The organism is Sulfuricurvum sp. RIFOXYD12_FULL_44_77 (assembly GCF_001830725.1).
GTDB classification, from domain to species: Bacteria; Campylobacterota; Campylobacteria; order Campylobacterales; family Sulfurimonadaceae; genus Sulfuricurvum; species Sulfuricurvum kujiense_A.
On record NZ_MIBU01000029.1, the window covers coordinates 1 to 24,036 of the forward strand.

General features: G+C 44.6%; 26 protein-coding genes and 1 pseudogene. 21 read left to right on the forward strand and 6 right to left on the reverse strand.

Annotated features, from left to right (window positions below; genetic code table 11):
* Window positions 1–154, forward strand: a pseudogene (locus tag A2517_RS01390) (NADH-specific enoyl-ACP reductase); the annotation flags it as partial.
* Between the two features lie 108 nt (window positions 155–262).
* On the opposite strand, the gene A2517_RS01395 reads toward A2517_RS01390, so the two are convergent.
* On the reverse strand, window positions 263–688 hold the full coding sequence (locus A2517_RS01395) for a hypothetical protein (RefSeq protein ID WP_294893579.1): 426 nt from the start codon (window positions 686–688) through the stop codon (window positions 263–265).
* A gap of 250 nt (window positions 689–938) precedes the next feature.
* On the opposite strand from A2517_RS01395, the gene A2517_RS01400 reads away from it, so the two are divergent.
* Window positions 939–2,303 carry a porin gene (locus tag A2517_RS01400; RefSeq protein WP_294893580.1) on the forward strand — a complete coding sequence of 455 codons (1,365 nt, stop codon included), beginning with the start codon at window positions 939–941 and terminating at the stop codon, window positions 2,301–2,303.
* Between the two features lie 77 nt (window positions 2,304–2,380).
* The gene (locus A2517_RS01405; protein WP_294893581.1) at window positions 2,381–3,334 is read left to right on the forward strand and encodes an ABC transporter permease; all 954 of its coding nucleotides are present in this window, start codon (window positions 2,381–2,383) and stop codon (window positions 3,332–3,334) included.
* Here A2517_RS01405 and nusA read toward each other — a convergent pair.
* Entirely contained in the window at window positions 3,331–4,464 is a 1,134-nt protein-coding gene (gene nusA / locus A2517_RS01410) for a transcription termination factor NusA (RefSeq protein ID WP_294893582.1), read from the reverse strand. The genes A2517_RS01405 and nusA overlap by 4 nt on opposite strands.
* A 162-nt stretch (window positions 4,465–4,626) precedes the next feature.
* Between nusA and A2517_RS01415 the strand changes: the two genes are divergently transcribed.
* The 7 genes from A2517_RS01415 to A2517_RS01445 are packed head-to-tail and all read left to right on the forward strand — an operon-like array spanning window position 4,627 to window position 9,805.
* Window positions 4,627–4,869: an HP0268 family nuclease gene (locus tag A2517_RS01415; protein ID WP_294893583.1), complete on the forward strand. Its 243-nt coding sequence runs from the start codon at window positions 4,627–4,629 to the stop codon at window positions 4,867–4,869.
* Entirely contained in the window at window positions 4,869–6,167 is a 1,299-nt protein-coding gene (gene miaB, locus A2517_RS01420; protein WP_294893584.1) for a tRNA (N6-isopentenyl adenosine(37)-C2)-methylthiotransferase MiaB, read from the forward strand. Before A2517_RS01415 ends, miaB begins: the two co-directional genes overlap by 1 nt.
* Window positions 6,160–6,783 carry a lysophospholipid acyltransferase family protein gene (locus A2517_RS01425; protein WP_294893585.1) on the forward strand — a complete coding sequence of 208 codons (624 nt, stop codon included), beginning with the start codon at window positions 6,160–6,162 and terminating at the stop codon, window positions 6,781–6,783. The genes miaB and A2517_RS01425 overlap by 8 nt, the downstream gene beginning before the upstream one ends.
* Window positions 6,773–7,609, forward strand: coding sequence for a tyrosine-type recombinase/integrase (locus A2517_RS01430; RefSeq protein ID WP_294893586.1), 837 nt, complete (start codon window positions 6,773–6,775; stop codon window positions 7,607–7,609). Before A2517_RS01425 ends, A2517_RS01430 begins: the two co-directional genes overlap by 11 nt.
* A complete protein-coding gene (locus A2517_RS01435; protein WP_294893587.1) occupies window positions 7,606–8,646 on the forward strand; it encodes a hypothetical protein in 1,041 nt (346 codons plus the stop codon). Before A2517_RS01430 ends, A2517_RS01435 begins: the two co-directional genes overlap by 4 nt.
* Window positions 8,643–9,170, forward strand: a complete 528-nt coding sequence (locus A2517_RS01440) for a hypothetical protein (RefSeq protein ID WP_294893588.1) — start codon at window positions 8,643–8,645, stop codon at window positions 9,168–9,170. Before A2517_RS01435 ends, A2517_RS01440 begins: the two co-directional genes overlap by 4 nt.
* Entirely contained in the window at window positions 9,167–9,805 is a 639-nt protein-coding gene (locus tag A2517_RS01445) for a hypothetical protein (protein ID WP_294893589.1), read from the forward strand. Before A2517_RS01440 ends, A2517_RS01445 begins: the two co-directional genes overlap by 4 nt.
* A gap of 9 nt (window positions 9,806–9,814) precedes the next feature.
* Here A2517_RS01445 and A2517_RS01450 read toward each other — a convergent pair whose 3' ends face one another.
* Together A2517_RS01450 and fliW are read right to left on the reverse strand one after the other, a co-directional pair.
* Complete coding sequence (locus tag A2517_RS01450; protein ID WP_294893590.1) at window positions 9,815–10,576, reverse strand: pyrroline-5-carboxylate reductase; 762 nt, start codon at window positions 10,574–10,576, stop codon at window positions 9,815–9,817.
* The gene (fliW, locus tag A2517_RS01455; protein ID WP_294893591.1) at window positions 10,569–10,958 is read right to left on the reverse strand and encodes a flagellar assembly protein FliW; all 390 of its coding nucleotides are present in this window, start codon (window positions 10,956–10,958) and stop codon (window positions 10,569–10,571) included. Before fliW ends, A2517_RS01450 begins: the two co-directional genes overlap by 8 nt.
* Window positions 10,959–11,088: 130 nt before the next feature.
* Between fliW and A2517_RS01460 the strand changes: the two genes are divergently transcribed.
* Together A2517_RS01460 and lon are read left to right on the forward strand one after the other, a co-directional pair.
* A complete protein-coding gene (locus tag A2517_RS01460) occupies window positions 11,089–11,805 on the forward strand; it encodes an outer membrane protein assembly factor BamD (protein ID WP_294893592.1) in 717 nt (238 codons plus the stop codon).
* 17 nt (window positions 11,806–11,822) lie between these two features.
* Window positions 11,823–14,246 (forward strand): endopeptidase La, encoded by a 2,424-nt coding sequence (gene lon / locus A2517_RS01465; protein WP_294893593.1) that lies wholly within the window; start codon window positions 11,823–11,825, stop codon window positions 14,244–14,246.
* On the opposite strand, the gene tilS is transcribed toward lon, so the two are convergent.
* Together tilS and rimO are read right to left on the reverse strand one after the other, a co-directional pair.
* Complete coding sequence (gene tilS, locus A2517_RS01470; protein WP_294893594.1) at window positions 14,200–15,216, reverse strand: tRNA lysidine(34) synthetase TilS; 1,017 nt, start codon at window positions 15,214–15,216, stop codon at window positions 14,200–14,202. The two genes, lon and tilS, sit on opposite strands and share 47 nt — an antisense overlap.
* A complete protein-coding gene (gene rimO / locus A2517_RS01475; RefSeq protein WP_294893595.1) occupies window positions 15,209–16,525 on the reverse strand; it encodes a 30S ribosomal protein S12 methylthiotransferase RimO in 1,317 nt (438 codons plus the stop codon). The genes tilS and rimO overlap by 8 nt, the downstream gene beginning before the upstream one ends.
* Before the next feature lie 51 nt (window positions 16,526–16,576).
* On the opposite strand from rimO, the gene msrP reads away from it, so the two are divergent.
* From msrP to A2517_RS01520, 9 genes are all read left to right on the forward strand, one after another.
* A complete protein-coding gene (gene msrP, locus A2517_RS01480) occupies window positions 16,577–17,500 on the forward strand; it encodes a protein-methionine-sulfoxide reductase catalytic subunit MsrP (RefSeq protein WP_294893596.1) in 924 nt (307 codons plus the stop codon).
* 11 nt (window positions 17,501–17,511) lie between these two features.
* Window positions 17,512–18,114: a ferric reductase-like transmembrane domain-containing protein gene (locus A2517_RS01485; protein WP_294893597.1), complete on the forward strand. Its 603-nt coding sequence runs from the start codon at window positions 17,512–17,514 to the stop codon at window positions 18,112–18,114.
* Window positions 18,111–19,256 carry an aminoacetone oxidase family FAD-binding enzyme gene (locus tag A2517_RS01490; RefSeq protein WP_294893598.1) on the forward strand — a complete coding sequence of 382 codons (1,146 nt, stop codon included), beginning with the start codon at window positions 18,111–18,113 and terminating at the stop codon, window positions 19,254–19,256. Before A2517_RS01485 ends, A2517_RS01490 begins: the two co-directional genes overlap by 4 nt.
* A 34-nt stretch (window positions 19,257–19,290) precedes the next feature.
* A complete protein-coding gene (locus A2517_RS01495) occupies window positions 19,291–20,520 on the forward strand; it encodes an FAD-dependent oxidoreductase (protein WP_294893599.1) in 1,230 nt (409 codons plus the stop codon).
* A 45-nt stretch (window positions 20,521–20,565) separates the two neighbouring features.
* Window positions 20,566–21,366: a 3-deoxy-8-phosphooctulonate synthase gene (kdsA, locus tag A2517_RS01500; protein ID WP_294893600.1), complete on the forward strand. Its 801-nt coding sequence runs from the start codon at window positions 20,566–20,568 to the stop codon at window positions 21,364–21,366.
* 2 nt (window positions 21,367–21,368) lie between these two features.
* Entirely contained in the window at window positions 21,369–21,839 is a 471-nt protein-coding gene (gene ribH / locus A2517_RS01505) for a 6,7-dimethyl-8-ribityllumazine synthase (RefSeq protein ID WP_294893601.1), read from the forward strand.
* A complete protein-coding gene (gene nusB, locus A2517_RS01510) occupies window positions 21,839–22,237 on the forward strand; it encodes a transcription antitermination factor NusB (RefSeq protein ID WP_294893602.1) in 399 nt (132 codons plus the stop codon). Before ribH ends, nusB begins: the two co-directional genes overlap by 1 nt.
* Before the next feature lie 6 nt (window positions 22,238–22,243).
* The gene (locus A2517_RS01515; protein WP_294893603.1) at window positions 22,244–23,290 is read left to right on the forward strand and encodes a dehypoxanthine futalosine cyclase; all 1,047 of its coding nucleotides are present in this window, start codon (window positions 22,244–22,246) and stop codon (window positions 23,288–23,290) included.
* 41 nt (window positions 23,291–23,331) lie between these two features.
* Window positions 23,332–24,036, forward strand: a 705-nt coding sequence (locus tag A2517_RS01520) for an insulinase family protein (protein ID WP_294893604.1), incomplete at its 3' end; no start/stop codon positions are given.

Genomic DNA, 24,036 nt, shown 5'->3' on the forward strand with positions numbered 1-24,036 from the left:
AGGAAACTCGGCTATGTATCTTCTGAGTGATTTATCCAGCGGCGTGAGCGGTGAAGTTCATTATGTCGATGCGGGCTATAACATTATGGGTATGGCGGCAGTAGAGAAAAACGCTGAAGGTAAAAGCGTTTTTGTTTGGGATGAGAGAGAGTAATTTCAGAGTCAGCTTACAAAATCGCAAGCGATTTGAGCTCTCTGCTGAAGAGAACTCAGCGTTAGCGTAGCCAAGCGGGATTTTATTCCGATGGCGTGTTACTAATAGTTACTTACCAACAACCGGAAGAGTCCCCATCATTTCGATATGAGAAGGCTCTTTTGGCTTTCCTTCCTTCATTTTCGCTTTACTCTCATGATACGCTTTCCACTTATCCGCGTATTTTTGCAATGTAAAAGATTCATTATCATCCGTTTCAGGCACTTCGACCATTGTAGTAGTCGTTACAACGGTACCATCAGGCGCGGTTGTTTTCGTTTCAAGAGGGACGGTTTTTGTCATCGGTGTCCACTCTTCCTTGAGCCAGCTATCGAGTGAGCGCTGCATTGCCCCACCCTCGCTCACGGCAGTCGTGCTAGGTGAAACAGAATGTAACGAACTATTTTGAGAAGGGGCTACACCCTCACGATTAGCACAACCGGAGAGGATTAAAAGTGAAGCAGCAACTGAGACAAGAAGAGATGTTTGGGACATGTGAGAATCCTTTGAGTTATTTGATAAAATAATACTAAATTGAACTATACCATAAAGCGGCTCAGATTTATGAGGATTATTCATTTTGAAAATCATACAAAAATGTAATACTCCATAAAACAGGGCTCTTTAATCGGTAAATAGAAAGTAAACAAAATATTTTTTTTACAGCTATGTTTAAGAATAGCAGAGTTACAATTAACTCCGACGAAACAAAAACATAAGGTCAAGCTTAACTTAAGGAGAATCAATGAAGTTAGTTAAAATGAGTCTTGCAGCAGCAGTGTTGCTCGGAGCGAGCGCGTTCGCGTTAGACAATGTAAAAGTAAGCGGTGACGCTAAAGTTAATTATAGTACAAATGACAGTGGTACTGCCACGAATTCAGATATGTTTGATCAAAGCAATAGTGCAGCAGATACTGCGCTTCGTCTTGGTGTAACAGGTGATTTGCTTAAAGGTGTATCATTCGGTGTAACCGGTTATGCAGTTAGCACACTTGGTTTAGAAAATAACCTTGTTGCAAATACTTGGACATCTGGACACACTAACAGTGTAGAAGATAACTCATGGATCAGTGAACTTTGGTTGGCAAGTACAATGGGTAAAACTACGGCTAAACTTGGTCGTATGGAACTCGATACTCCATTAGCATTTTCTGAGTCATGGTCAGTTGCAAAAAATACATTTGATGCAGCAGTATTGATCAACCAAGATCTTCCGGATACGACTTTGGTCGGTGCATGGGTTGGAAAAGGCAATGGTGTTAATGCATTGTCACCGGTTGCTGGTATTGCATACGGCGAAGTAGCCGCATCAAAAGCTAACGGTTCAGCTGTAGGTCTTGATGGTTATATGGCTGCCGGTGCTAAATACACTACATTTGGCGAAGCAGGTGCATACGCAGCAGCAATCGTAAATAATTCTTTCAAACCTCTTACTGCACAAGCATGGTATTACGATGTTGCTAGTGTAGCGGATGCTTACTGGTTGCAAGCGGATATCAACTGTGAGTTGGTAAAAGGTCTAAAAATCGGCGGACAATATGCAGCTATCGATCCTAAAGGTGTAGTTGATTCAGTCACAATTGATGCAGGAGTTGGTCGTGCAAAAGATTCTTCAGGATATGCATTCAAACTTGCATACGAAGGTGTTCCAAACCTAAAAGTATCTGCTGCTTTCTCTGATGTAGATGAAGACGGTGTATTGAACATTGCGAATACTGCAACAAATAACATGGTTGCCGCTCAATCTAAATTGTACACAGAAGCATGGTGGAACTACGGGTACGTAGGTGCTCCAGGTGCGGAATCTTGGAACGTAACAGCTGAGTACGATGCAGGGTTTGCAAAAATCGGTGCATACTATACGGATGTTTCTATTGATAATAACGGTAATGCTGTTGTAGGCGTCTTAAATACTGTTAATGCAAGTAGAGCTGATAATACTGATATGACAGAAGTTGCAGTTACTGTTTCTAAATCATTCGGTCCTTTGGATGCAACTTTAGCTTACATCTCAACGGATGCTGATGATCAAAACCTTAATGCAGCTGGAACAGCTGGAAGTGGTTCTCAGTACAATACTGTTCAAGCATACTTGACTCTTAACTTCTAAGAGTTTTTTGCTTCTCACCCCTCACGGGGTGAACCCTCCTTTTATTTTCCCTTCACTCTTTCGCTATAATCATTCACATGAAATATTTTCTTAAATCAGTACTCTACACCTTTTTAATGCTTTTTTTAATCTCACTCCTATCTTTTGGTGCAATTCATATGGCACCGAACAGTTTTATGGGTGGTGAACTCAATCCCAATATGACCCCCGAAGCGATAGCACAGCTGCGTGCTATTTACGGACTCGATAAACCGCTATTACTGCAATATATGGATTGGGTAGGGAATCTTCTTACACTCAATTTCGGACTCTCATTTGTAAGCGGTGCACAGGTCTCTGAAGTAGTTTCGGATCGTTTGCCTGTAACGCTGTGGATGAATATTGTCGCTATGGCGATCACATTTGCTGTTTCACTCTGGATGGGGATTAAAGCGGCACTTTCCCATGGGAAAAAAGCGGATACTTTTCTCAGTCAGCTTGCACTGTTTAGCTTTGCGATGCCGTCGTATTATTTGGCACTGGTAGCCATGATGATTCTTAGTGTTATGTTAGGATGGTTTCCGATTGCAGGGATGCATTCATTGGAGCCACCGGAGGGAATAGGGTATTATCTCGATATGGCGTGGCATTTAACGCTTCCGATAGCCGTAATGGTCTTTGTCGGCATTGGGAGTTTAGTGCTCTATGTCCGCTCACTGACTCTAGAAATCCTCAAAAGCGACTATATCTATTTTGCTCGTTCTCGCGGAATAGAAGAGAGCAAGATTATCCGCCGCTATATACTCCCTAATCTTCTCCCTCCGATTGTAACAATGCTGGGGTTGTCATTACCGGGGCTGATCGGAGGATCGGTGATACTGGAATCTATATTTGGGATCGAGGGGATGGGACAGCTGTTTTATCTATCGGCGATGAGTCGGGATTATCCGGTAATTATGGGGATTTTAATGATGAGTGCATTTTTGACGCTGATCGGCAATCAGGTTGCCGATGCGGTGTTGTTAAAACTTAATCCGTTTGTGAAACGTTAATTTCCAAACAACGCTTCGAGTGAACTAAGTCCCTCTTTTTTCTCTTCTTGTGCTTTTTCACCCATTTGAGCAACTCCGCCCACTTCATTGAGCTCGATGGTATAACCGGTCAACATCGATGCAAGACGGATATTGATACCGCTTTTACCGATTGCTTTGGACTTTTGATCGCTTGGGAGGGTAACAACCGCTTTTTTCTCTTCCCCTTCATTTTCTGTAATGACGACGGCACTGATGATAGCCGGAGACATTGCACGAGAGATAAAGAGTTCAGGGGATGAGCTGTATTCGACACAGTCGATATTTTCTCCGCAAAGTTCTTCACTGACCGCATTAATACGGACACCGCGTACACCGACAGTCGCTCCGATAGGATCGATTTGAGGACGGTTGGTATAGAGGGCGATTTTAGCGCGCTCACCCGGGATACGGGCACATTTTTCGATGACCACGATGCCATCTTTGATCTCAGGTACCTCAAGCGCTAAAAGCTCTTCAAGAAATTTAGGAGAGGTACGAGAAAGCTCCATCGAGATACCGTTGGCTTTATCGACGTGAACACGGCGAACGATCGCGCTGACGACATCACCGACTTTAAATTTTTCACCTTTGATACGGCTTTTCATCGGCAGCGTAGCACGGATCTCGTCAATCTCGATGGTGGTATTTTGGTCATTGTCGACGCGGGTAACACGGCCGGAGACGATTTGGTTGATTTTGCTTTTGTATTTGTCATAGAGTTCATTTTCTACGAGGCGTTGAATATGAAATTCGATTTCTCGGTGCAAGGTAGCAAATGCACTTCTTCCGTAGCTCTCGATATCGTGTTCCATTTGGAGCTGATCGCCGATCTCAGCTTCGTCATCGATCTCCAAAGCAGCCGTGATACCCATATAGGCACCGGCTTCTTCCCCCTCAATTTCAGGGGCATCATCGGCAACGACAGTAATGATTTGGCGTAATTTGACGGTTTTAGTTCGATCATCAATATCCGCTTCAAAAGCGAAAGTAGGGTTGATAATACGTTTGGCAGTTTGAATAAAAGAGGTTTTAATCGCCTCTTGAACACGATCGGTGTTAAGCCCTTTTTCGTTAGCAATTGAGTCAATAATGTCTAAAATATTTTCCATAGGAATATCCTCTTGATTGTGGTAAATCATAAAAAATTGATAATTACGGGAAAGCTTTTTTATGAAGGATATGTATTATACATAAATTTCTCTTAATAGGATATTTATCATATGACCGCTATAATCCCCCTAATATCTAGAACTCTATAAAAGGGAAAAGCCATGGAACTTAAACTCGCACGCAGCGAACACGACACAAAACCAAAAAAAATCGACCTCAAAAAAATCACTGAGATGGTAGAAAAAAGCAATTCATCTATCCTCTATTTTGATCGTGAAAATTCACACAAAGATCTTCTTGCTCTACAAGATCATTTCGAAGGGGAAGGGAAAAGTTTTTATATGCGCGAAGTAAAATTTGGACTTTCCGCAAACGAATACATGTACGAGGTCCACATCCTCTAATGTCTAAAAAACTCTTTATCGAGACGCTTGGATGCGCTATGAATGTGCGCGATTCCGAGCACATGATCGCAGAGCTAAATGCCCATGAGGGGTATGAGCTCACCGATGATGCGAGCTCTGCTGATCTAATCCTCATTAACACCTGCTCGGTTCGTGAAAAACCGGTACATAAACTCTTCTCCGAACTTGGTGTCTTTAATAAACTCAAAAAAGCAGATGCTAAAATCGGTGTATGTGGATGTACGGCGTCTCATTTGGGCAAAGAGATTATCAAACGTGCCCCGTATGTTAATTTTGTCCTTGGTGCCCGTAACGTCTCCAAAATTTCCGATGTCCTTAAACGCGATCGTGCGGTTGAGATTGAGATCGATTACGATGAATCGCAGTTTGCTTTTAAAGATTTTCGCAGCAGCCCATACAAAGCCTATATTAACATCTCGATAGGGTGTGACAAGCAGTGTACGTTTTGTATTGTCCCAAAAACCCGTGGGGATGAGATATCTATCCCTCCCGATCTGATTGTATCAGAAGCACGAAAAGCGGCTAAGGGGGGAGCGAAAGAGATTTTTCTCCTCGGTCAAAATGTTAACAATTACGGTCGCCGTTTTTCAGGGGACAATGAAAAAGTCAATTTCACTGAGTTGCTTCGACGGGTAAGTGCGGTAGAGGGGGTGGAGCGTATCCGATTTACCTCTCCTCACCCTCTCCATATGGATGATGAGTTTATTGAAGAGTTCGCCCGCAATCCGAAAATATGTAAATCAATGCATATGCCGCTACAAAGCGGTTCCGATACGATTTTAAAAGCGATGAAGCGCGGATACACGAAAGAGTGGTTTTTGAACCGTGCCCGCAAATTACGAGAGATGGTTCCTGATGTCAGTATCAGTACCGATATCATCGTCGCCTTTCCCGGTGAGAGCGATGAGGATTTCGAAGATACGATGGATGTTTTAAATCAAGTTCGTTTTGAACAGCTCTTTAGTTTCAAATACTCTCCGCGTCCTTTGACCGAGGCTGAAAAAATGGAAGAGATCGATTCTGAGATCGGTTCCGATCGGCTCGATCGGCTCCAAACACGTCATGATCAGATACTTGATGAGATGAAAGCCGTCAATTTAGGCAAAATTGTAGAGGTCTATTTCGAAGAGTTACGCAGTGACGGATTTGTAGCCGGACGGAGTGATAATAATCTCTCTGTAAAAGTTAAAGGGTCTGAAGAGTGGCTGGGAAAAATTGCTAAAGTAAAAATAACGGAGGTTTCCCGTAACGTCCAGTATGGAGAGATCATTGCGTAAAGAGCTTCTTCGCACATTAGCGTTGTGGTTTATTCCCCCTATTGGAACTTTCCTGATCCGTCTGATTTATCTCACAAACACTAAGCGGTTTCATCTCCCTCAAACTATCCCCTCTGAGCCGGTCATTTTTGCGTTTTGGCATGGGGATCTGTTGATGCAGCCTTACCTCTACTACCAATTCCGAAAAGAGCCTAAAGCGAATGTTCTGATTTCCGACCATTTTGACGGTCAGATTATCGCACGTATCATGCGTTATTTTAAGTTGGGGACAATTCACGGTTCTACCACGCGCGGCGGGGCAAAAGTACTCATACAGGGGCTTAAATCACTCAGTGAAGGGTATGATATCGGGATAACTCCCGATGGTCCGAAAGGGCCTCGTCATGAGATGAGTGATGGTGTGGTGATTATGGCGCAAAAACGGAACACTAAAGTGATCGTTTATAGTTGTGTCCCCTCAAAGTTTTGGCAGTTACCTAGCTGGGATAAATTCACCGTTCCTAAGCCATTCGGAACCCTCGATTTTTATGCATCTGAGCCGATTGATGTGGAGGGATTAGAGATGGAAGCGGCAAAAGAGCTTATCAAAGCAAAGCTTATGGAACATGCTCTATAGAGGTAAAGAGGATTTTTTAAAATACCTTGACTCCATACGGGGGTATTCACCGCTAACGATACGCAGCTACCATGATGCAATTGACGAGATGATCAAGTATGCTGAAATCATAGATTCTGAAGGTGTTCTCTCGATCAATCTTATGCCATTACGTCTAAAAATAGCCCACTTGAAGGCCAAAACAATTGCTCTCAAGCTCAGTGCCATCCGAAGTTTTGTCAAATATCTTCGTGATAACGGAACGGGTGTTGATCTTCGAGGGGATGAGAGTATAAAAATCCCTAAAACTCTCCCCAAACCCCTTTCCCATGAACAAATCACCCATGCACTCCAATACGCTGAACCTCAAGCCACATTGGCAATCACCCTCCTGTATACGATGGGACTGCGCATCTCTGAACTCACCCATTTGAAACTCGAAGATATGAAGGATGGATGGTTTCGTGTCCGAGGGAAAGGGTCAAAAGAGAGGGACATTCCGATGATAAAGAGCATTAGTGCCATGGTTATTGATTATCAACGCTTAAACTCATCACGAGAGTATATTTTTGAAACCAAAGGTGAAAAATTAAGCGAAAATAGTCTAAGATATACCATTATTAAGGCATTTGCAAAGGTTGGACTCAAAGTGACCCCACATCAATTGCGTCATACGTATGCAACAGAATTGTTAAACAATGGGGCGCGAATTGCCGATGTTAGCGAATTATTAGGACATGCGAGTATGTCTACGACACAGATTTATACCAAACTGGGGAATGCACTGAAAATGGATCATTATCGTCAATCGCATCCATTATGCCATCCTCATGAGGATTCTAAGTGATAGAACGGTTTTACCGAAAAATTTTCATCGCTATTGTACAAGATGGGGGAGCACATGATGTCCGAGTGGTAGGACAGAAGCAAAAAAAACTCCTCTATAAAGAGAGCAGACGATTTGAAGGGGAGAGTTCCTTTGAAGAGGCGGTTTCGTTTATCCGTAAATATCTCGATGAATCACCCTTGTACTATATCGCGTTGTTGAACCCTGAACCTAAGCAAGGGGCATTGGTAGGGTGCTCTGCTCATATGGCGGATGATATGGAAGAGATTATCGGTACGAAAACCCTTTGCCGAAGTGGAAAATGGCTTTTGTACAGTTCACATAGAGAGCTTGATGCACTAGAACAGCAGTATCGCACCATAGGGCTTGATTTTATTTTTTCCCCTTTTTCCATCTTAGAACATTTTTTTGCTGATAAAATTAAAGGAGGATTTGCCCTCTATGCACTAGCGCAAAAGGATTCGTTTACGATTGCATTGTTTGAAGAGGGGAACCTTGAATATGCTCATCACTATCCTATGGCTGAGAAGAATACGCTCAGTATGGAAGATGATAATAGCAGCCCTGTAGGGTTTTCTATCGGGATCAAAGAAGAGGACGAAAGCGAGAGAGGGATTAGTCTTGATGATATAGAATCACTTGATGATTTGGATATTTTAGAAGAGTTGGATGATTTGAGTGACATTGAGGATTTGGATACCCTTGAAGAGATTGCTGAATTTAGCGAAGATGAATTGACGTATGAGGAAAAAAAGGTTACTGCGTCTCGCGGTAATGATATAAAATTTGAGATGGACCGGTTTAACAACGACTATCGCCGGTTTGAGTTGATTCAACGCACTTTAATACGTTTTTACGGGGGTGAACAGTGCCGTAACCGTTTTGTAGAGACGGTTTATGTTGCAGACGCTTATGGAAGCGGCAGTGAACTTAAGCGATATCTTGAAGAAGAACTTTTTTTAAATGTACTTATTCGGCATATTGATGTTGCAGATGAAGTGATCGCACTCTCTATGCTTGAAGAGGAGGGGTTGTGAACCACAGTTTTATTACCCCAAGAACAAAGCGTTTAATCAGCGGCGAATTACGTCTAGTCCTTTTCTTTTTTACGGTTACTATTGCTATGGTAGTGGGCACCTATCTTTTTTTAGGGTATAAAACGTATGATTTTGCCCATGAACGTAAAATGATAGCTCAAGAAGAGGCATTGTTAAATCGTTCAATTGCTGAAATGCAAGTGCAGATACAAACAATAGAGGCCGAAGCAAAAATTGCCGAGCAGGTGACGACGGACAATACCGTTATGAAAGAGAGTATACGCAATCTCTTTGATCTTGTACCCGAAGATATTACCCTCTCTCGTGCAGAATTGGAAGAAAAATCGTTAATTTTATACGGTACGACCCCCAACAAAGATACCTATGAATATATGCTTCATGCACCTTTGAGATCTATTTTTCATCGTACCTATACAAGTTTTTATTCCGTAGAGAATGGGTGGTACCGATTCGTTTCCACCAATTATCTCGATGATGAGACAGCTGAAGAGGTAAAAGAATGAATCGTCAGACACTGTTCGTAGTGATACTCTCGCTCTTTTTGTTAACCGGTGTGGTCGCTTTCTCATTTTTGTTTTTGATCCCGAAAGGGAAAGAGTATCGTGCACTTCGTTTGGAGAGTAAAAAAGAGGTACAGCAGCTAGAGTTGGCTCAAAATCGGTACGATAACACCCATAATCGCCTTAAAGATCTCCAATTGCAACACAAAGGTACGATAGGGGCTTTTGACAAGATGTTTAATCCGGATCGGTTTGAACGCCTCTATAAAAAAGAGTTTACCGATCTTTATTTGACGGAAGTGACAGAATTAGAGGGTAACGGAACGTTTAAAGTGTATGAAGTTAATGCAACGTCTAAAATCACGTCACCGCAAAGTTTTTATAATTTCTTAGAAAACATCAACAAAAGTGAATGGATTATCGGTGTGAATTTCCCGATTCATTTCGAGAGAGACGGGGATAAAATTCGTTCTAGTTTTACGATGAAGGTGCATAATAAGCCATCTGAAAAAGAGAAGTCAACCAAAGCGCAAGAGAAGAGTAAACCTATGCAAAATCACAAAGAGGCTGTTCATGAGGAAACCGAAGTAATATCCCCTTTTGAACCGCTCAATGCAAAAGATGCATCGCACCATTGAAATTAACGCTTATTTCATCTCTTTTGCTTTAGTGTATGCGGCATGAATCGCTTCCATGCACCCTTCTCTTACCTTTCCTTTTTCAAGAGCACCGTATCCTGCGGCGGTTGTCCCCCCTGGGCTCATAACATTATCTTTTAAAATGGCGGGGTGCGTTGTTTGGATTAGTTTTCCAAACCCCTCAAATAGTCCGCGCATTAGAGCCATGGCGTCATCACGTTTTAGCCCCTCTCGTACTGCTCCGTCGCAGAGTGCTTCGGCAATGAGGGCGAGATAGGCTGGACCGCTTCCGGCTAGTGCGGTAGCGATATCAAGCTCTTTTTCACTGTTTAGCCAGAGCGTTTGTCCGATAGAGCCGAAAAGGGCAATAGCATTATTGGCGATAGAATGGTCCCCGACTAAAGAGGTCATAGAGGCTCCTGCTTCGGCGGCAAGATTTGGCATAGCACGACAATAGGTGTGCGCTGAGATACTATGAAGGGATGTGAGGGATATTCCGGCCAGAACCGAATAGAGTGTTTGAGCCGTTCCCTCTAAATAGGGTGCTACTTCATTTAGGTTGGAGGGTTTAACACACAATATGACTGTTTTATTTGTAATATCCGCATCAGTATAGAGGGTTTTTTTGATGGGGGTGCTGAGGATATGCTCAAATTGCTCCATAGCTGCCATGCTTCGGCCGATTACTTCGATCGCATGGGTTTCACACAACCCTTTTGCGAGGGCAAGCGCCATCTTTCCGTTTCCGACAAAGGTGATCGATTTAGACATCACTCGCACCTTTAAGGTAGTTCTTAATCGGTTCGGCAATACCGAAATCGGAACGGTTATCGATAATTATTTGTGCCATTAATTGATTGTCGGTATTGAATATCAGAGGGGCAACAAAATTGATTGTTGATTTTTCAATCGGTGTTTGCAGAATCATTATGTTATAAATAAGAAGATTACTCTCAGGGGTGATACCCATTAAAGCCTGAAGAGATGAGGGAATATCAAAAGAGTATTCTCGAAGGGCAAAAGGGCTAATGAGCGTAAAGGATGGCCCCTCGCCTATACTTTCAAGACGTAAAAAAATTTCATCGATTTTTTGAAGTTCCATTTTCGAAACTGTTTCAAAACCGAGCAGGGGAAGTTTTAAATCAAACTGCATAATTACCTTCTTATATCATTAGTGATCTGATTTTAACACATCAAACTAAAAAGTTTCAACCTCTTGCAGGGGTCTTTAATCTCTTTACGGTAAAATAGCTCATAATTTCAAAATAGCGTAGGTTTACTCAATGATTAGAACATGGTTAATCGCAATAACGGCACTCATTCTTCTAAGCGGATGCGGCAAGGATCTTGACGAGTATAATAAACCCGCAGAGTATTGGTACGAAAAGATGGTGAGCGCTGTCTCCAACGGAAATTTGGAAAAAGCGGATAGCTATTTTAGTTCTCTTCAAAGTGAACACATCAGCTCACCTTTTTTAGCCGAAGCGACTATGATTATGGCGCAAGCCCATATGGCACATGAAGAGTATTTGTTGGCGGAACATTTTCTGGATGAGTATATCCGCCGATACGCTACTCCTGAGGGGCGTGAATATGCTGAATTTCTAAAGATAAAAGCCAAGTTTTTAGCCCTTCCGAATCCGGGACGTGATCAGGGGTTGATCGATGATACCCTTCGCGGGGTTGATGCCTTTAAAGGAAATTACCCTTATTCTACCTATTTGCCATTGGTTCACTCTATGGAGACACAATTACAGCTTGCCCGCGGAGTGCTGAACGAGCAAATCGCACAACTGTACGAGCGTTTAGGGAAACCTAAAGGGGCCGGTTATTACCGTGCTATTGCCCCTGTTACGTGGATCGATTCCAAAGAAGTTGTTCATGCTGAAGTTCCATGGTATCGAGAGATGTTTGAGGGAGACGGCACCAGCAGCTGGTACGATTTTATGATTCCTCAAACGCGAAGCGTTATTTCAATGGACGATAACGAAAGTAAATAAACATAGGATTTTTTTCAATGCAACTTAGTAATTACAGCTCTTTTCCGACGAATCTTCCGGTGATTGCGGAGGATGAGCTTTTTTTATATCCCTTTATGATCTCTCCCCTTTTTTTAAATGATGAAAAAAACATTGCCGCTGCAGCCGAAGCGATTGAGAATAATTCACTTGTTATTGTCTGCCCCGTAAAACCTGAGCATGAAGGGGAGCGTGAGGGAGATTCGATCTATGACGCCGGCGTTATCGGCTCTATTATGCGTAAAGTCGTTTTGCCCGATGGCCGAATCAAGGTACTGTTTCAAGGTCTTGCCCGCGGGCATATTACGGAGATGGTACATGACAACCCGTTGCGCGCTCATGTCGATTTAATCTCATCCATGGCAGTGAATGAGCTGAAAATGGATGCAATTTTAGAAGTGTTGCGTGAAAAAGTGCGTGCCCTCTCTCAAGTAAGCAACTATTTTCCCCCTGATCTTCTTCGTACTATCGAAGAGAATCATGAGTACAACCGGATCGTTGATTTGATCTGCAGCTCGATTAAGATCAAAAAAGAGAATGCTTATAAACTTTTTATCGAGCGTGATCCTGAAAAACGGTTTTTGATGCTGATTGATGAGTTGATCGAAGAGACCGAAGCGAATAAACTTCAAAAAGAGATCCGCTCCAAAGTCCACTCCCGCATTGAGAAAGTGAATAAAGAGTATTTTCTCAAAGAGCAGCTGAAACAGATTCAAAAAGAGCTGGGGACCGATACCCACCGTGATGAAGAGATCGAAGAGTTCCGTAAAAAACTCGACGCCAAAAAAGAGAAAATGCATCCCGATGCGTATAAAGAGATCAACAAGCAGCTCGAGCGCTTCGCACGAATGCATCCCGACAGCGCCGATGCGGGGATGATCCAAACGTACCTAGAATGGGTGCTTGAGATTCCTTACGGTGATGAGGCGAAAAAAGCGCTCAATATCCACGATGTAGAAAATCAGCTCAATAAAGATCATTTTTCATTGAAAAAACCGAAAGAGCGTATCTTGGAGTTCTTTTCGGTCAAAGAATTGTTGGAGCTTCGCGGTATTGCCGACAAAGAGGGGCGAGGGGCAATTTTGTGTTTCGCGGGCCCTCCGGGTGTGGGTAAAACATCGTTGGCTAACTCTATTGCCACCGCCTTAAAACGTCCGCTCGTACGGATTGCACTTGGCGGATTGGAAGACGTCAACGAACTGCGCGGACACCGCCGTACCTATATCGGTGCAATGCCGGGGCGTATCGTGCAGGGTGTGATCGAAGCGAAAAAGATGAATCCCGTTATTGTTCTCGATGAGATTGATAAGGTGGCAAAATCGCATCGCGGTGATCCGACGGCGGTATTGTTGGAGATTCTCGATCCTGAACAAAATACCCATTTTAGAGATTATTATCTCAATTTCAATCTTGATCTTAGCAAAGCGATTTTTATCGCGACGGCGAACGATGTAGGGCAGATCCCGGGACCGTTGCGCGATCGTATGGAGTTTATTTCGGTCAGCAGTTATACGCCGCAAGAGAAATTTCAGATTGCAAAACAGTATCTGATCCCCCAAGAGTTGAAAAAACACGGTTTGAAAACAGCAGAGCTTTCGATCTCAAAAACGGCATTAGCCGAAGTGATTGAGAAGCATACGCGGGAAGCGGGAGTTCGTAACCTTCGTCGACGTGTCGCCGATATCGTCCGTAAAGCGGCGAAAAAGATTCTCGAAGAGCCGAGTACCCAAAAAGTGACGGTGAGTTTGAAAAACCTCAAAGATTTCTTGGAAAAAACGATTTTTGAGATTGATCGAACCGATCACATCGATCGCATCGGTGTCGTTAACGGGTTGGCGTGGACAGCAGTGGGTGGAGATGTACTCAAAATCGAAGCAATCCGTATCAACGGAAAAGGGGTATTACAGCTCACGGGAAGTTTGGGGGATGTGATGAAAGAGTCTGCCCGCATCGCCCTCTCCGTTGTTAAAACATTGATCGATGAGGGGAAAATCAGTGTCGATCATTCGATTATCCCGCTAAGTCCTGCTGAGAGAGAAAGTGATATCCCACTCGATGCGAGCGAAGTGTATAAACGCTTTGACTTACACATCCACGTTCCTGATGGGGCTACCCCTAAAGACGGCCCGAGTGCGGGGATTGCGATGTCAACGGTTATCGCTTCGATCCTCACAAACAAAAAAGTGCGTGCCGATATTGCGATGACGGGTGAAGTATCGCTCACGGGAAATGTTCTCCCTATCGGCGGACTCAAAGAGAAGCTGATTGCGGCGCATCGAGCGGGGATGAAACTTGCCCTTATTCCTCAGAAAAACTACGATCGTGATTTGAGCGATATTCCCGATGAGGTGAAAGCGGCGATAGAGATCGTCGGTGTCAGTCGAATCGAAGAGGTGTTAAATCGTCTTTTAATCGACGGATAACCTCGAAAGCCTTCGGGGCACCATAAAGGTAGCCTCGCAACTTAACCCCTATTTTTAACGCTCTGCACTTTTCACGAAATCCTTTATCCATCACGATAGTATGTTCATACGGCGCGATAAACGTATAGTTCTTCTCTATGGAGAGGGCAAAGCGCCGCGCAATGATATGTTCTCCCCCTTTTTTAAGCGCCTCTTTGTCGTGCTGAGTGAGGAGAATTCCGCGCGATTTGAAAAAGCGATCGATTCCGTAGAGGAGTGAGCGGAATGTGTGCGGGTTGTGTGCGTAGGAGAGCTCTTCTACCGATAGGAAATCCATCGGTTCAATCAATGACTCATTATCCTCTTCAAGATAGCGAAAACTGCGACGGATGGCGTCTCTATAATCACGCATCATCGGTGCACTGTAGCGATGGCGAAAAAAGTTGCGGGTGTATCGCTCATCGGCATTGCTCTCATCGATATGGTGAGGGATATTATGTGTATGAAGATACGCTTCGATAGAGTCGCGATCCCATTCCAAAAGAGGGCGCAGTATCTCGATATCGTCACGCCGGTCGTGTGAGCGAATCCCAAGCATCTCAGGAAGCCCCGATCCTCGGCACATTTGCATCATCAGCCACTCGAGACGATCGTTGAGCTGATGGGCGGTGAGGAGATAGCGGTAGGAGTGCTTTTTCATCAGATAACCGAAAAATTTGTACCGCTCTTCGCGGGCACGGTGTTCAAAATTGACTCCTCCCAATCGGCATGAGTGGGTGTAACATTGAAGCGCATGTTGCTGTGCGAGTTTTTCGGCGTTTTTTTCTTCAGCGTCACTGGAAGAACGGGTGTGGTAGTTGACATGGGCAATGTCAAACGCAATATTATGTTTAAGTAGAAGATGGAAGAGGGCGGTTGAATCGACCCCTCCCGAGAAAGCGAGGAGAACTCCCCCCTCTTTTAGAAGATCAAGATGGAGGAGTTCAGACATTTCCCGTTACGGTCGCCAAAGGGCGTGTTTGTGCAAGTTCAGTGATACGGGCACGGTAGATTTTACCGAAACTGAGCTCACCCTCTACTTCGCGGTCGTTGACGTAGATTTCGCCATCTACATCGGGTGCCCAGTTGAGCGCGCGTGCGCTTAGGAGGAATTCGTGTTCGTCACTTTCACCGTCTATGATGAGAGAAATTTCTTGACCAACGAGTTTTTGTAGACTTTCCACTTCGACGTTAGACGCGATTTTCCCCAGTTTTTTGGCACGGGCGTTGATCACTTTGGGAGCGATTTTTTCATCCATTGTATACGCACTCGTCCCCTCTTCGTCGGAGTAGCTGAAAACGTTGAGACGATCAAACCCGAAACTGCCGGCAAATGCTACCATCTCTTCGAACATAGCCTCAGACTCTTGCGGATGACCGACGATAAAGCTGGTACGTATAAAGGCGTTAGGGAGTGCTTTCATGGCATTGAGGAGCTCAAGGGTTTTCGCTTTTCCGAATCCACGCTTCATGATGCGAAGCATATCGTCGTTGATGTGTTGTATCGGCATATCGAAATAGTTATGGAACACTTTCGAATCCCCGATGGTTTTGATCAGTTTCAATGTTGTGGTCGAAGGGTAAAGATAGAGTATGCGAGCACTTTTTACCCCGTCGATTAGTTCGATCCGTTTGATGAGGTGAATAAGACCGTCTTGCGTATTTTGATCTCGGAGATACGAACTGGAGTCTTGAGAGACGAAACTGAAATCATAATACCCTTTGGCAACCAACCCTTCTACTTCGCGGGCGATACTCTCTAAATCACGTGAATGGAGTTTCCCTTTGAACGAGGGGATGGCGCAGAAACTGCACACTTGATTGCACCCCTCGGAGAGTTTGACATAAGCATGGTAGCTTGAACCCGTTACGACCCGCTCTGCACCGTCGATCAGATAGACCTCAGGGGTAAAGCGGCTTTGTTTGGCGGCAAGGAGTTCATCGATTTTGTCGTAATCACCGACACCGGTGAAGATGTCTACCTCTTTGAGTTCTTTGGATAACTCCTCTTTGTATCGCTCAGAGAGACACCCCGCCATTACCAGAACCGAATCACGTTTGCGCCCTGCGTCGAGATTGAAAATAGTGTTGAGTGACTCTTGTTTTGCCGCATCGATGAACCCGCAGGTATTGACGATGATAACGTCTGCTTCCTCACTTGCATCGGTCATTTCAAAATCTTTGAGCCGTCCGAGCATAACCTCAGTATCGACGAGATTTTTGGTACAACCGAGTGAAACGATATGGAGTTTTTTGGACATTTACCAACCCTTGGATAATATAGTGCAATTATAGCCAACTGGAGGTTGAAGATGCTTATACGTAAAGATTATGATTTGATGCCAACATCTCTGATTACACCTGAATCCATTTACCATGAGCGGCGAGACCTTATGAAACTTACGGCTTCGGCTGCCGTATTGGCAATGGCTTCCCCTCTTTCAGCTGCCTTATCGTTTCAAAAGCAGAAAAGTTCGTTGAACTTGACCCCCTTTGATTTGGTGACCTCTTACAACAATTTTTATGAGTTTTCTGTTGATAAAGCCGGACCTGCCAAGCTTTCAAAACATTTTAAAGCCCGTCCGTGGACCGTCACGATCGGCGGAGAGGTGCAAAAGCCTCAGACGCTTGATATCGATGCGATTCTAAAAAAAATCCCCCTAGAAGAGCGAATCTATCGACTTCGATGCGTCGAGGGGTGGGCAATGGTGATACCGTGGGTCGGTTTTCCCCTCTCATCATTGTTAAAAGCCGCCGGACTCACCTCAAAATCCAAATACGTGGAGTTTGAGACGCTGTTTGATCCTGCCCAATTTCCAGGACAAAAACAAAGTTTTGGTACTATTCCGTTTCCTTACCATGAAGGGCTTCGGATTGATGAAGCGATGCATCCGCTGACAATCTTGGCGGTAGGGTTGTACGGAAAAGAGCTGATGCCGCAAAACGGAGCGCCGATCCGATTGGTCGTCCCGTGGAAGTACGGGTTTAAAAGTATCAAATCAATCGTAAAGATTACGTTGAAAGAGCATCAGACGCGCTCGACATGGAATGAAGTAGCTCCTAAAGAATACGGGTTTTACGCCAACGTCAATCCTGCCGTCGATCATCCGAGATGGTCGCAGGCGCGTGAGCGGGTGATCGGGAAGTTTTTCAAACAAGAGACTCTTCCCTTCAACGGGTACGGTTCGGAGGTCGCGCATCTGTACAAAGGGATGGACCTGAGAAAGTTTTATTAAAAAGGGTATAAATGAGATTTATCATTTGGTTCGGTGCATTATTGCCGATAGTGTATGCGCTAATCCGTTTCAGTGTAGAGATTCAGCCCGAGTGGATACGTGAATCTTTTATTTTTATAGAGCAGTTTGTCCCTTTTACGCTGACAAAGTTCCCGACTGATCCGTTGAAATTTTCAACTGATTTATCCGGTGACAGCGCTTTTTGGCTTTTGGCACTTACTCTAACTTTTACCCCCGTACGTGTATTTTTGAAACTGAATCTTATCCGATACCGCCGTTTGGCCGGATTGTTTTCTTTTTTTTACGCGCTGATGCATGCACTGCTTTTTATCGGGATCGATCAGGAATTTAATGTTCACGGTGTGATTCATGAAGCGGTGACAAAACCGTTTATCGCTTTTGGGATGGGGGCATTTATTATCATGCTGACGATGGCGCTTACTTCGACCAAAAAACTGTTCGGACTGTTTCACTCCTGGCATAAAATGGTCTACATTGCTGCGGTATTGATTGTCGTTCACTATTTGATGAGCCATAAAACGGTCACATGGGATAATCTTTCAATGGCGGGAGTCCTTATTTTTCTTCTGGTACTGCGGCTTATTAAACGATGAAGCATTACGATGTCATTATCCTCGGAGGCGGGGCGAGCGGTCTTATGTGTGCAGCGCACCTGCGTCAAAACAGTAAACTTACAGTCGCGATCATCGAGGGAAATAACCGACCTGCGCTAAAACTCAAAGCTTCCGGTGGGGGGAAATGCAACCTCACTAATGTAGAGGTCGATGAGAGCCATTTTCTCGGAGATGAAAACCTTGTCAAACAAGCGTTATCGGTATTTGGACAACGAGAGCTTTTGGATTATTTTCGTGAGGGCGGATTGCGTCCTGTAATCCGTAAAGAGCGCTATTATTTCTGTCCGAAAAGTTCCGATGAGGTGATTTCCATTTTGATGGGAAAAGCAAGCGGATGCGATTTGATTTTAGGACATAAAGTCCTCTCTGTAGAGGGGAAAAGCCCTTTCATTGTGACAACCGACAAAGGGAAATTCCAAGCCCGTCGAGTTGTCGTTGCAACGGGGGGGTCGAGTTATAAAGAGCTGGGCGCGAGCGATATCGGATTGAAAATCGCGCAAAGCTATGGGATACAAACCGTACCGTTTTCCCCTGCACTTGTAGGACTTACACTGCAACCTAAAGAGTTTTGGATGAAGGAGCTTAGCGGAATCAGTTTTCCCGCCCGCATCCATGTGGCGGGTAAGACACTGGATGAAGATTTACTCTTTGCCCATAAAGGGATCAGCGGACTGGTTGTCCTCTCGGCATCGCTTTATTGGTTCAAAGGGGAAATAGTGATCGATTTTCTCCCCGATTTCGATCTAAACACCCTGAAATATGAGAAAAAGATCGTCTCTACGGCGATCCCTCTTCCGAAACGGTTTATGAAAGCTTTTTTAGAAGCAATAGGGCTGGAAGACAAAGGGTGCAACCGCTTGAGCTCGCACGAGTGGGAAAAGCTTTTAAGTATCCGTCATTACGCCATGGCACCCTCAGGAACGTTTGGTCTGAGTAAAGCCGAAGCGTGTCGTGGCGGGATAGCGTGTAGTGAGTTAGACCCGAAGAGCATGGAGAGTACTACAATAAAAGGGCTCTATTTTATCGGTGAAACGGTGGACGTAACGGGGGAACTTGGGGGATATAACTTCCAGTGGGCGTTTAGCTCAGCGGTGATGTGTTCAAAAGCCATTATGCTATAATCGTATCAAATACTTATACCCCAAAGGGGTGATTATGAAACGTCAACGTGTCATTATTGTCGGCGGCGGGTATGCAGGGGTAAAAGCACTTCAAACTCTTGCCTCCTCAAATCTATGTGATATAGTTCTGATCGATCAGCACCCGTACCATTATCTCCAAACCGAAGCGTATGAATTGATCGCCAATGAGTGCTCAATGACCCGTGTCACGATCGATTTAGTCGCTTTATGTTTGAGTTACGGTGCACATGTTACATTTATCAAAGATACGATCCGAGAGATCGATTTTGAGAACAAATGTGCCAGCGGAGAGAACTCGTGCCATCCCTATGATTATCTTCTCCTCTGTAGCGGTAGCCGCACGGCGTATAACAGTGCCACTCCGGGGCTACGTGAATACTCCCATGGTGTCAAAACCCTCCCCAGTGCCCTCTCGTTTAAACATCAGTTTGAACAACGCCTTTATGCACGTATGGAGAGTGAGGGGGGATGGTGCAGTGAACCTTTTAACGTCGTTATCGGCGGCGGGGGATTGAGCGGTGTCGAGATTGCCGCCGAGATGGCACACTATATCCGGGTGTTTCATAAGGATAACACCCTTACGTGCGACAACATTCATATCTTTTTAATTATCCCGCATGAGGGAGTTTTGGAGGGGATGGAGTCGTATCTGATTGAAAAAGCGACACAGAGGCTCACACAGCTCGGGGTAAAAATTATCAGTCACTCCCGTATTACTTCGGTCGAAGAACATACCTTAATGCTGAACAATGATAAGAGTCTTTGTTTTGATTTTATGATTTTTACGGGGGGAATTGTCGCTTCGACATTGACATCGACGATCAACAGTTCTAAAAATAAAAAGTCGCAGCTTATTGTCGATGAGTATCTTCGTGTCGGGATGTATGAGGGGGTATTTGCGGCAGGTGATATTGCCGAGCTTCGAGAATTTGATGGAGAACTGCTTCCCCCTACAGCGCAGTGTGCCGAACAAAGCGGTACCTATGCGGCAGAAAATATACTCGCATTGATTGAGAATCGTGAGTTGAGACGTGCCAAAATACGGATAGAGGGGATGATGGTGGCATTAGGGGGAAATTACGCTGCCATTTCTCTCTTTGGAGTGATTCGGATTAGCGGTCTTTTGGGCTATTGGGTGAAAAGAATAATTATGCGAGGATACCGATATCTCCTCCATCGTCAATGTACCAAAGGGATGGAGTATCTCTCTAAAACTAAACCCCAATGTCACACGGGATTTTAATTTTTTCTCAGTACAATTACACCAATTAATATCGAGGAATATCTTATGATCCTTTTAGCCGGACCGTGTGTCATCGAAAGTGAAGAATCGATTTTTACAATCGCCAAAAGCTTAGAGCGTTACCAAAATGACCCGCGCTTTGATTTTTATTTCAAATCGAGTTTTGATAAAGCCAACCGCACTTCGCTTGATAGCTATCGCGGACCGGGGATCGAAGAGGGGCTTCGGATCTTGCAAAAGGTCAAAGACGATTTCGGCTACAAGATCGTCACCGATGTCCATGAGAGCTATCAAGTGCCCATCGCGGCGGAAGTGGTCGATATGCTCCAAATCCCCGCATTTTTGTGCCGACAGACCGATTTACTCGTAGCAGCGGCTAAAACCGACAAGATCGTCAATATCAAAAAAGGGCAGTTTATGACCCCTGCCGATATGCGTTTTTCGGTGGCTAAAGTACTTAAAACGCGCGGGTGTGATGAGGTGAGTTTCGAAGCTTCGCAAAAACACGGTGTATTGCTGTGTGAGCGAGGTTCATCCTTCGGGTACGGCAATCTCGTCGTTGATATGCGCTCCCTCGTGATTATGCGCGAATACGCTCCCGTTATTTTCGATGCGACCCACTCGGTGCAAATGCCGGGTAATGGTACAGGTAAAACGGGAGGGGACAGCTCGATGGTTCCTCACCTCGCACGCGCCGCCGCAGCCGTCGGAGTGGACGGATTTTTCTTCGAAACGCATTTTGATCCTATTTGCGCTTTGAGTGACGGACCAAATATGCTAAAATTAGAACAACTAGAAGCGTTAAGCGAAACGCTATTGAAAATTGACTCACTTAAAGGAAATTGAAAATGAAACTTATCGAAGGACAACTTCGTGTTCGCACGGACAAAAGAGTAGCGATCGTCAGTACACGCTGGAACCACTTTATCGTTGATCGTCTCGTAGAAGGGGCGAAAGACGCCTATGCACGTCACGGCGGAAACGCGGATGAGTTGACTCACGTTTTGGCACCGGGTGCGTTCGAGCTTCCGATGGTGATTGAACAGCTTCTCAGCAGCGGTAAATACGATGCGGTATGTGCATTGGGTGCAGTCATTCGCGGCTCAACCCCTCATTTCGATTATGTCTCTGCTGAAGCGACCAAAGGGATTGCAACAGTGAGCTTGAAACATAAAAAACCGGTTTCATTCGGTCTTTTGACGACCGATACCATCGAGCAGGCGATTGAACGTGCAGGAACCAAAGCAGGGAACAAAGGGTTTGAAGCGATGACCGTTGTTATCGAGATGCTTGATCTGTACGCTGAGATCGGCGCATAATGGCGACACGTCATCAAGCCCGCATGGCGGTTGTGAGTTTATTGTACGCATACGATTTAGGAAATCAGACCATCTCTGATTTTAGTGATGAGATTCTCGAAGAGAAAAAGATCCGTAACAAACAGCGTGATTTTGCCCTTGATTTATTCAAAGGGGTGACGGAGCATTTGGCAGAGGTAGATGAAGCGATTATCAAACACCTCAAAGATTGGGATTTCGACCGTTTGGGATCGATTGAACGTGCGACGCTCCGTCTTGGCGGATATGAGATTATGTTCGGAGAACTCGATTCGGCTGTTATCATCAACGAAGCGATCGAAGTCGCAAAAGCATTCGGAAGTGAGCAATCACCCAAGTTTATTAACGGCGTTCTTGACGCTATATCACGAGATAAATAGGTCATTATGCGTCTTAGTAAAGAACAAGCCTTAGAGCTGATCCGCCATGCTGACCTTAAAGAACTAGGGAAAATGGCGACGGCTCGAAAAAAAGAGCTCCATCCTGAGGGGATCACGACCTTTGTCGTAGACCGTAATATTAACTACACCAACGTTTGTTGGGTTGATTGTAAGTTCTGCGCTTTCTACCGTCACGGTAAAGACGACGATGCCTATGTCCTCACCTTTGAAGAGATCGACCAAAAAATCGATGAACTCCTTGAGATCGGCGGGACACAGATTTTGTTCCAAGGGGGTGTTCACCCGAAACTCAAAATCGAATGGTATGAGGATTTGGTGGAGCATATTCACACCAAATATCCGATGATCACCATACATGGCTTCTCTTCGATTGAGCTTGATTTTATCGCTAAAGTTTCCCATATTTCGATTCAAGAGTGTTTGAGCCGTTTGAAAGCCAAAGGGCTTGCCTCGATTCCCGGAGCGGGGGCAGAGATTCTCAGTGACCGCGTACGTGATATTATTGCTCCGAAAAAAATGGATTCGTTAGAGTGGGTGGATGTTCACCGCCAAGCCCATAAGTTAGGGATTAAATCGACTGCAACAATGATGTACGGTACGGTAGAGACCGATGAAGAGATTATCGAGCATTGGAATCTTATCCGTGATCTTCAAGATGAGACAGGGGGCTTCCGCGCTTTTATTATGTGGTCGTTTCAGGGACAGAATACCCAGCTGATGGAAGAGCATCCTGAGATTGAAAAACAATCCTCCAACCGTTATCTTAGACTGTTAGCGGTATCACGTCTCTTTTTAGATAATTTTCCCAATATCCAAAGCTCATGGGTGACTCAAGGGCCTTATATCGGTCAGATGGCATTGCTGTTTGGGGCAAACGATTTGGGCTCTACTATGATGGAAGAGAATGTTGTCCGCAGTGCGGGGGCAGGTTTTCGGATGGCAAAAGATGAGATGGTACATTTGATCCGTGATATCGGAGAAACACCGGCAATTCGTAATACGGCGTATGAGATTTTGGAAAAATTTGAGTGACACGTTTATTTTTAGCGATTTTACTATTAGGGCAAGCACTTATGGCAAGCACATTGGATTTTATAGAAGTTAAAGGGGTGAAAATCCCTTTTATTTTCGAAGAGGATAAACGTCTTCCGATCGTCTCTATGCAGGTTATCTTCACTCATAGCGGCAGCATTGATGAGGGGAAATCTTTTGGTTTGGCGCGGCTCAGCGGCAAAATGTTGAATGAGGGCTCACTAAGACGCGGTTCTGTCGGTTTTGCCGATGCCCTTGACGCGCGTGCTATACAACTCAGCAGCAATGCGGGGAATGAGACGTTCGTTATCGAACTCGGATCTCTCAAAGAGGAGTTCGATACAGGACTCTCCCTTTTAAGCGAACAGTTGCGTGAACCCAACTTTACCGACCAATCACTCGAAAAAGTAAAAACAATGGCGCTCAGTGATATTTCCCGTAAAGAGGCTGATTTCGATACGGTTGCCTCTGAGGAGCTTAAAGCGGTTCTTTTTGAAGGGACACCGATGGCAGTGCCTAATATCGGAACCAAAAAGAGTATTAAAGCGATTAAGCTGAGTGATATTGAAACGTTCAAAAAAGATCATTTGATCCTTAGCAATGCCCTTATCGTTATGGGCGGCGATATTTCTCTCATCGAGGCAAAAGCAAAAGCGCAATCTCTTTTGAATCTATTGGAAGCGGGTAAAAAGGGAAAAGAACGCCATTATGAGCCTCGAAAAGAGCCAAAAGAATCGATCCTTAAG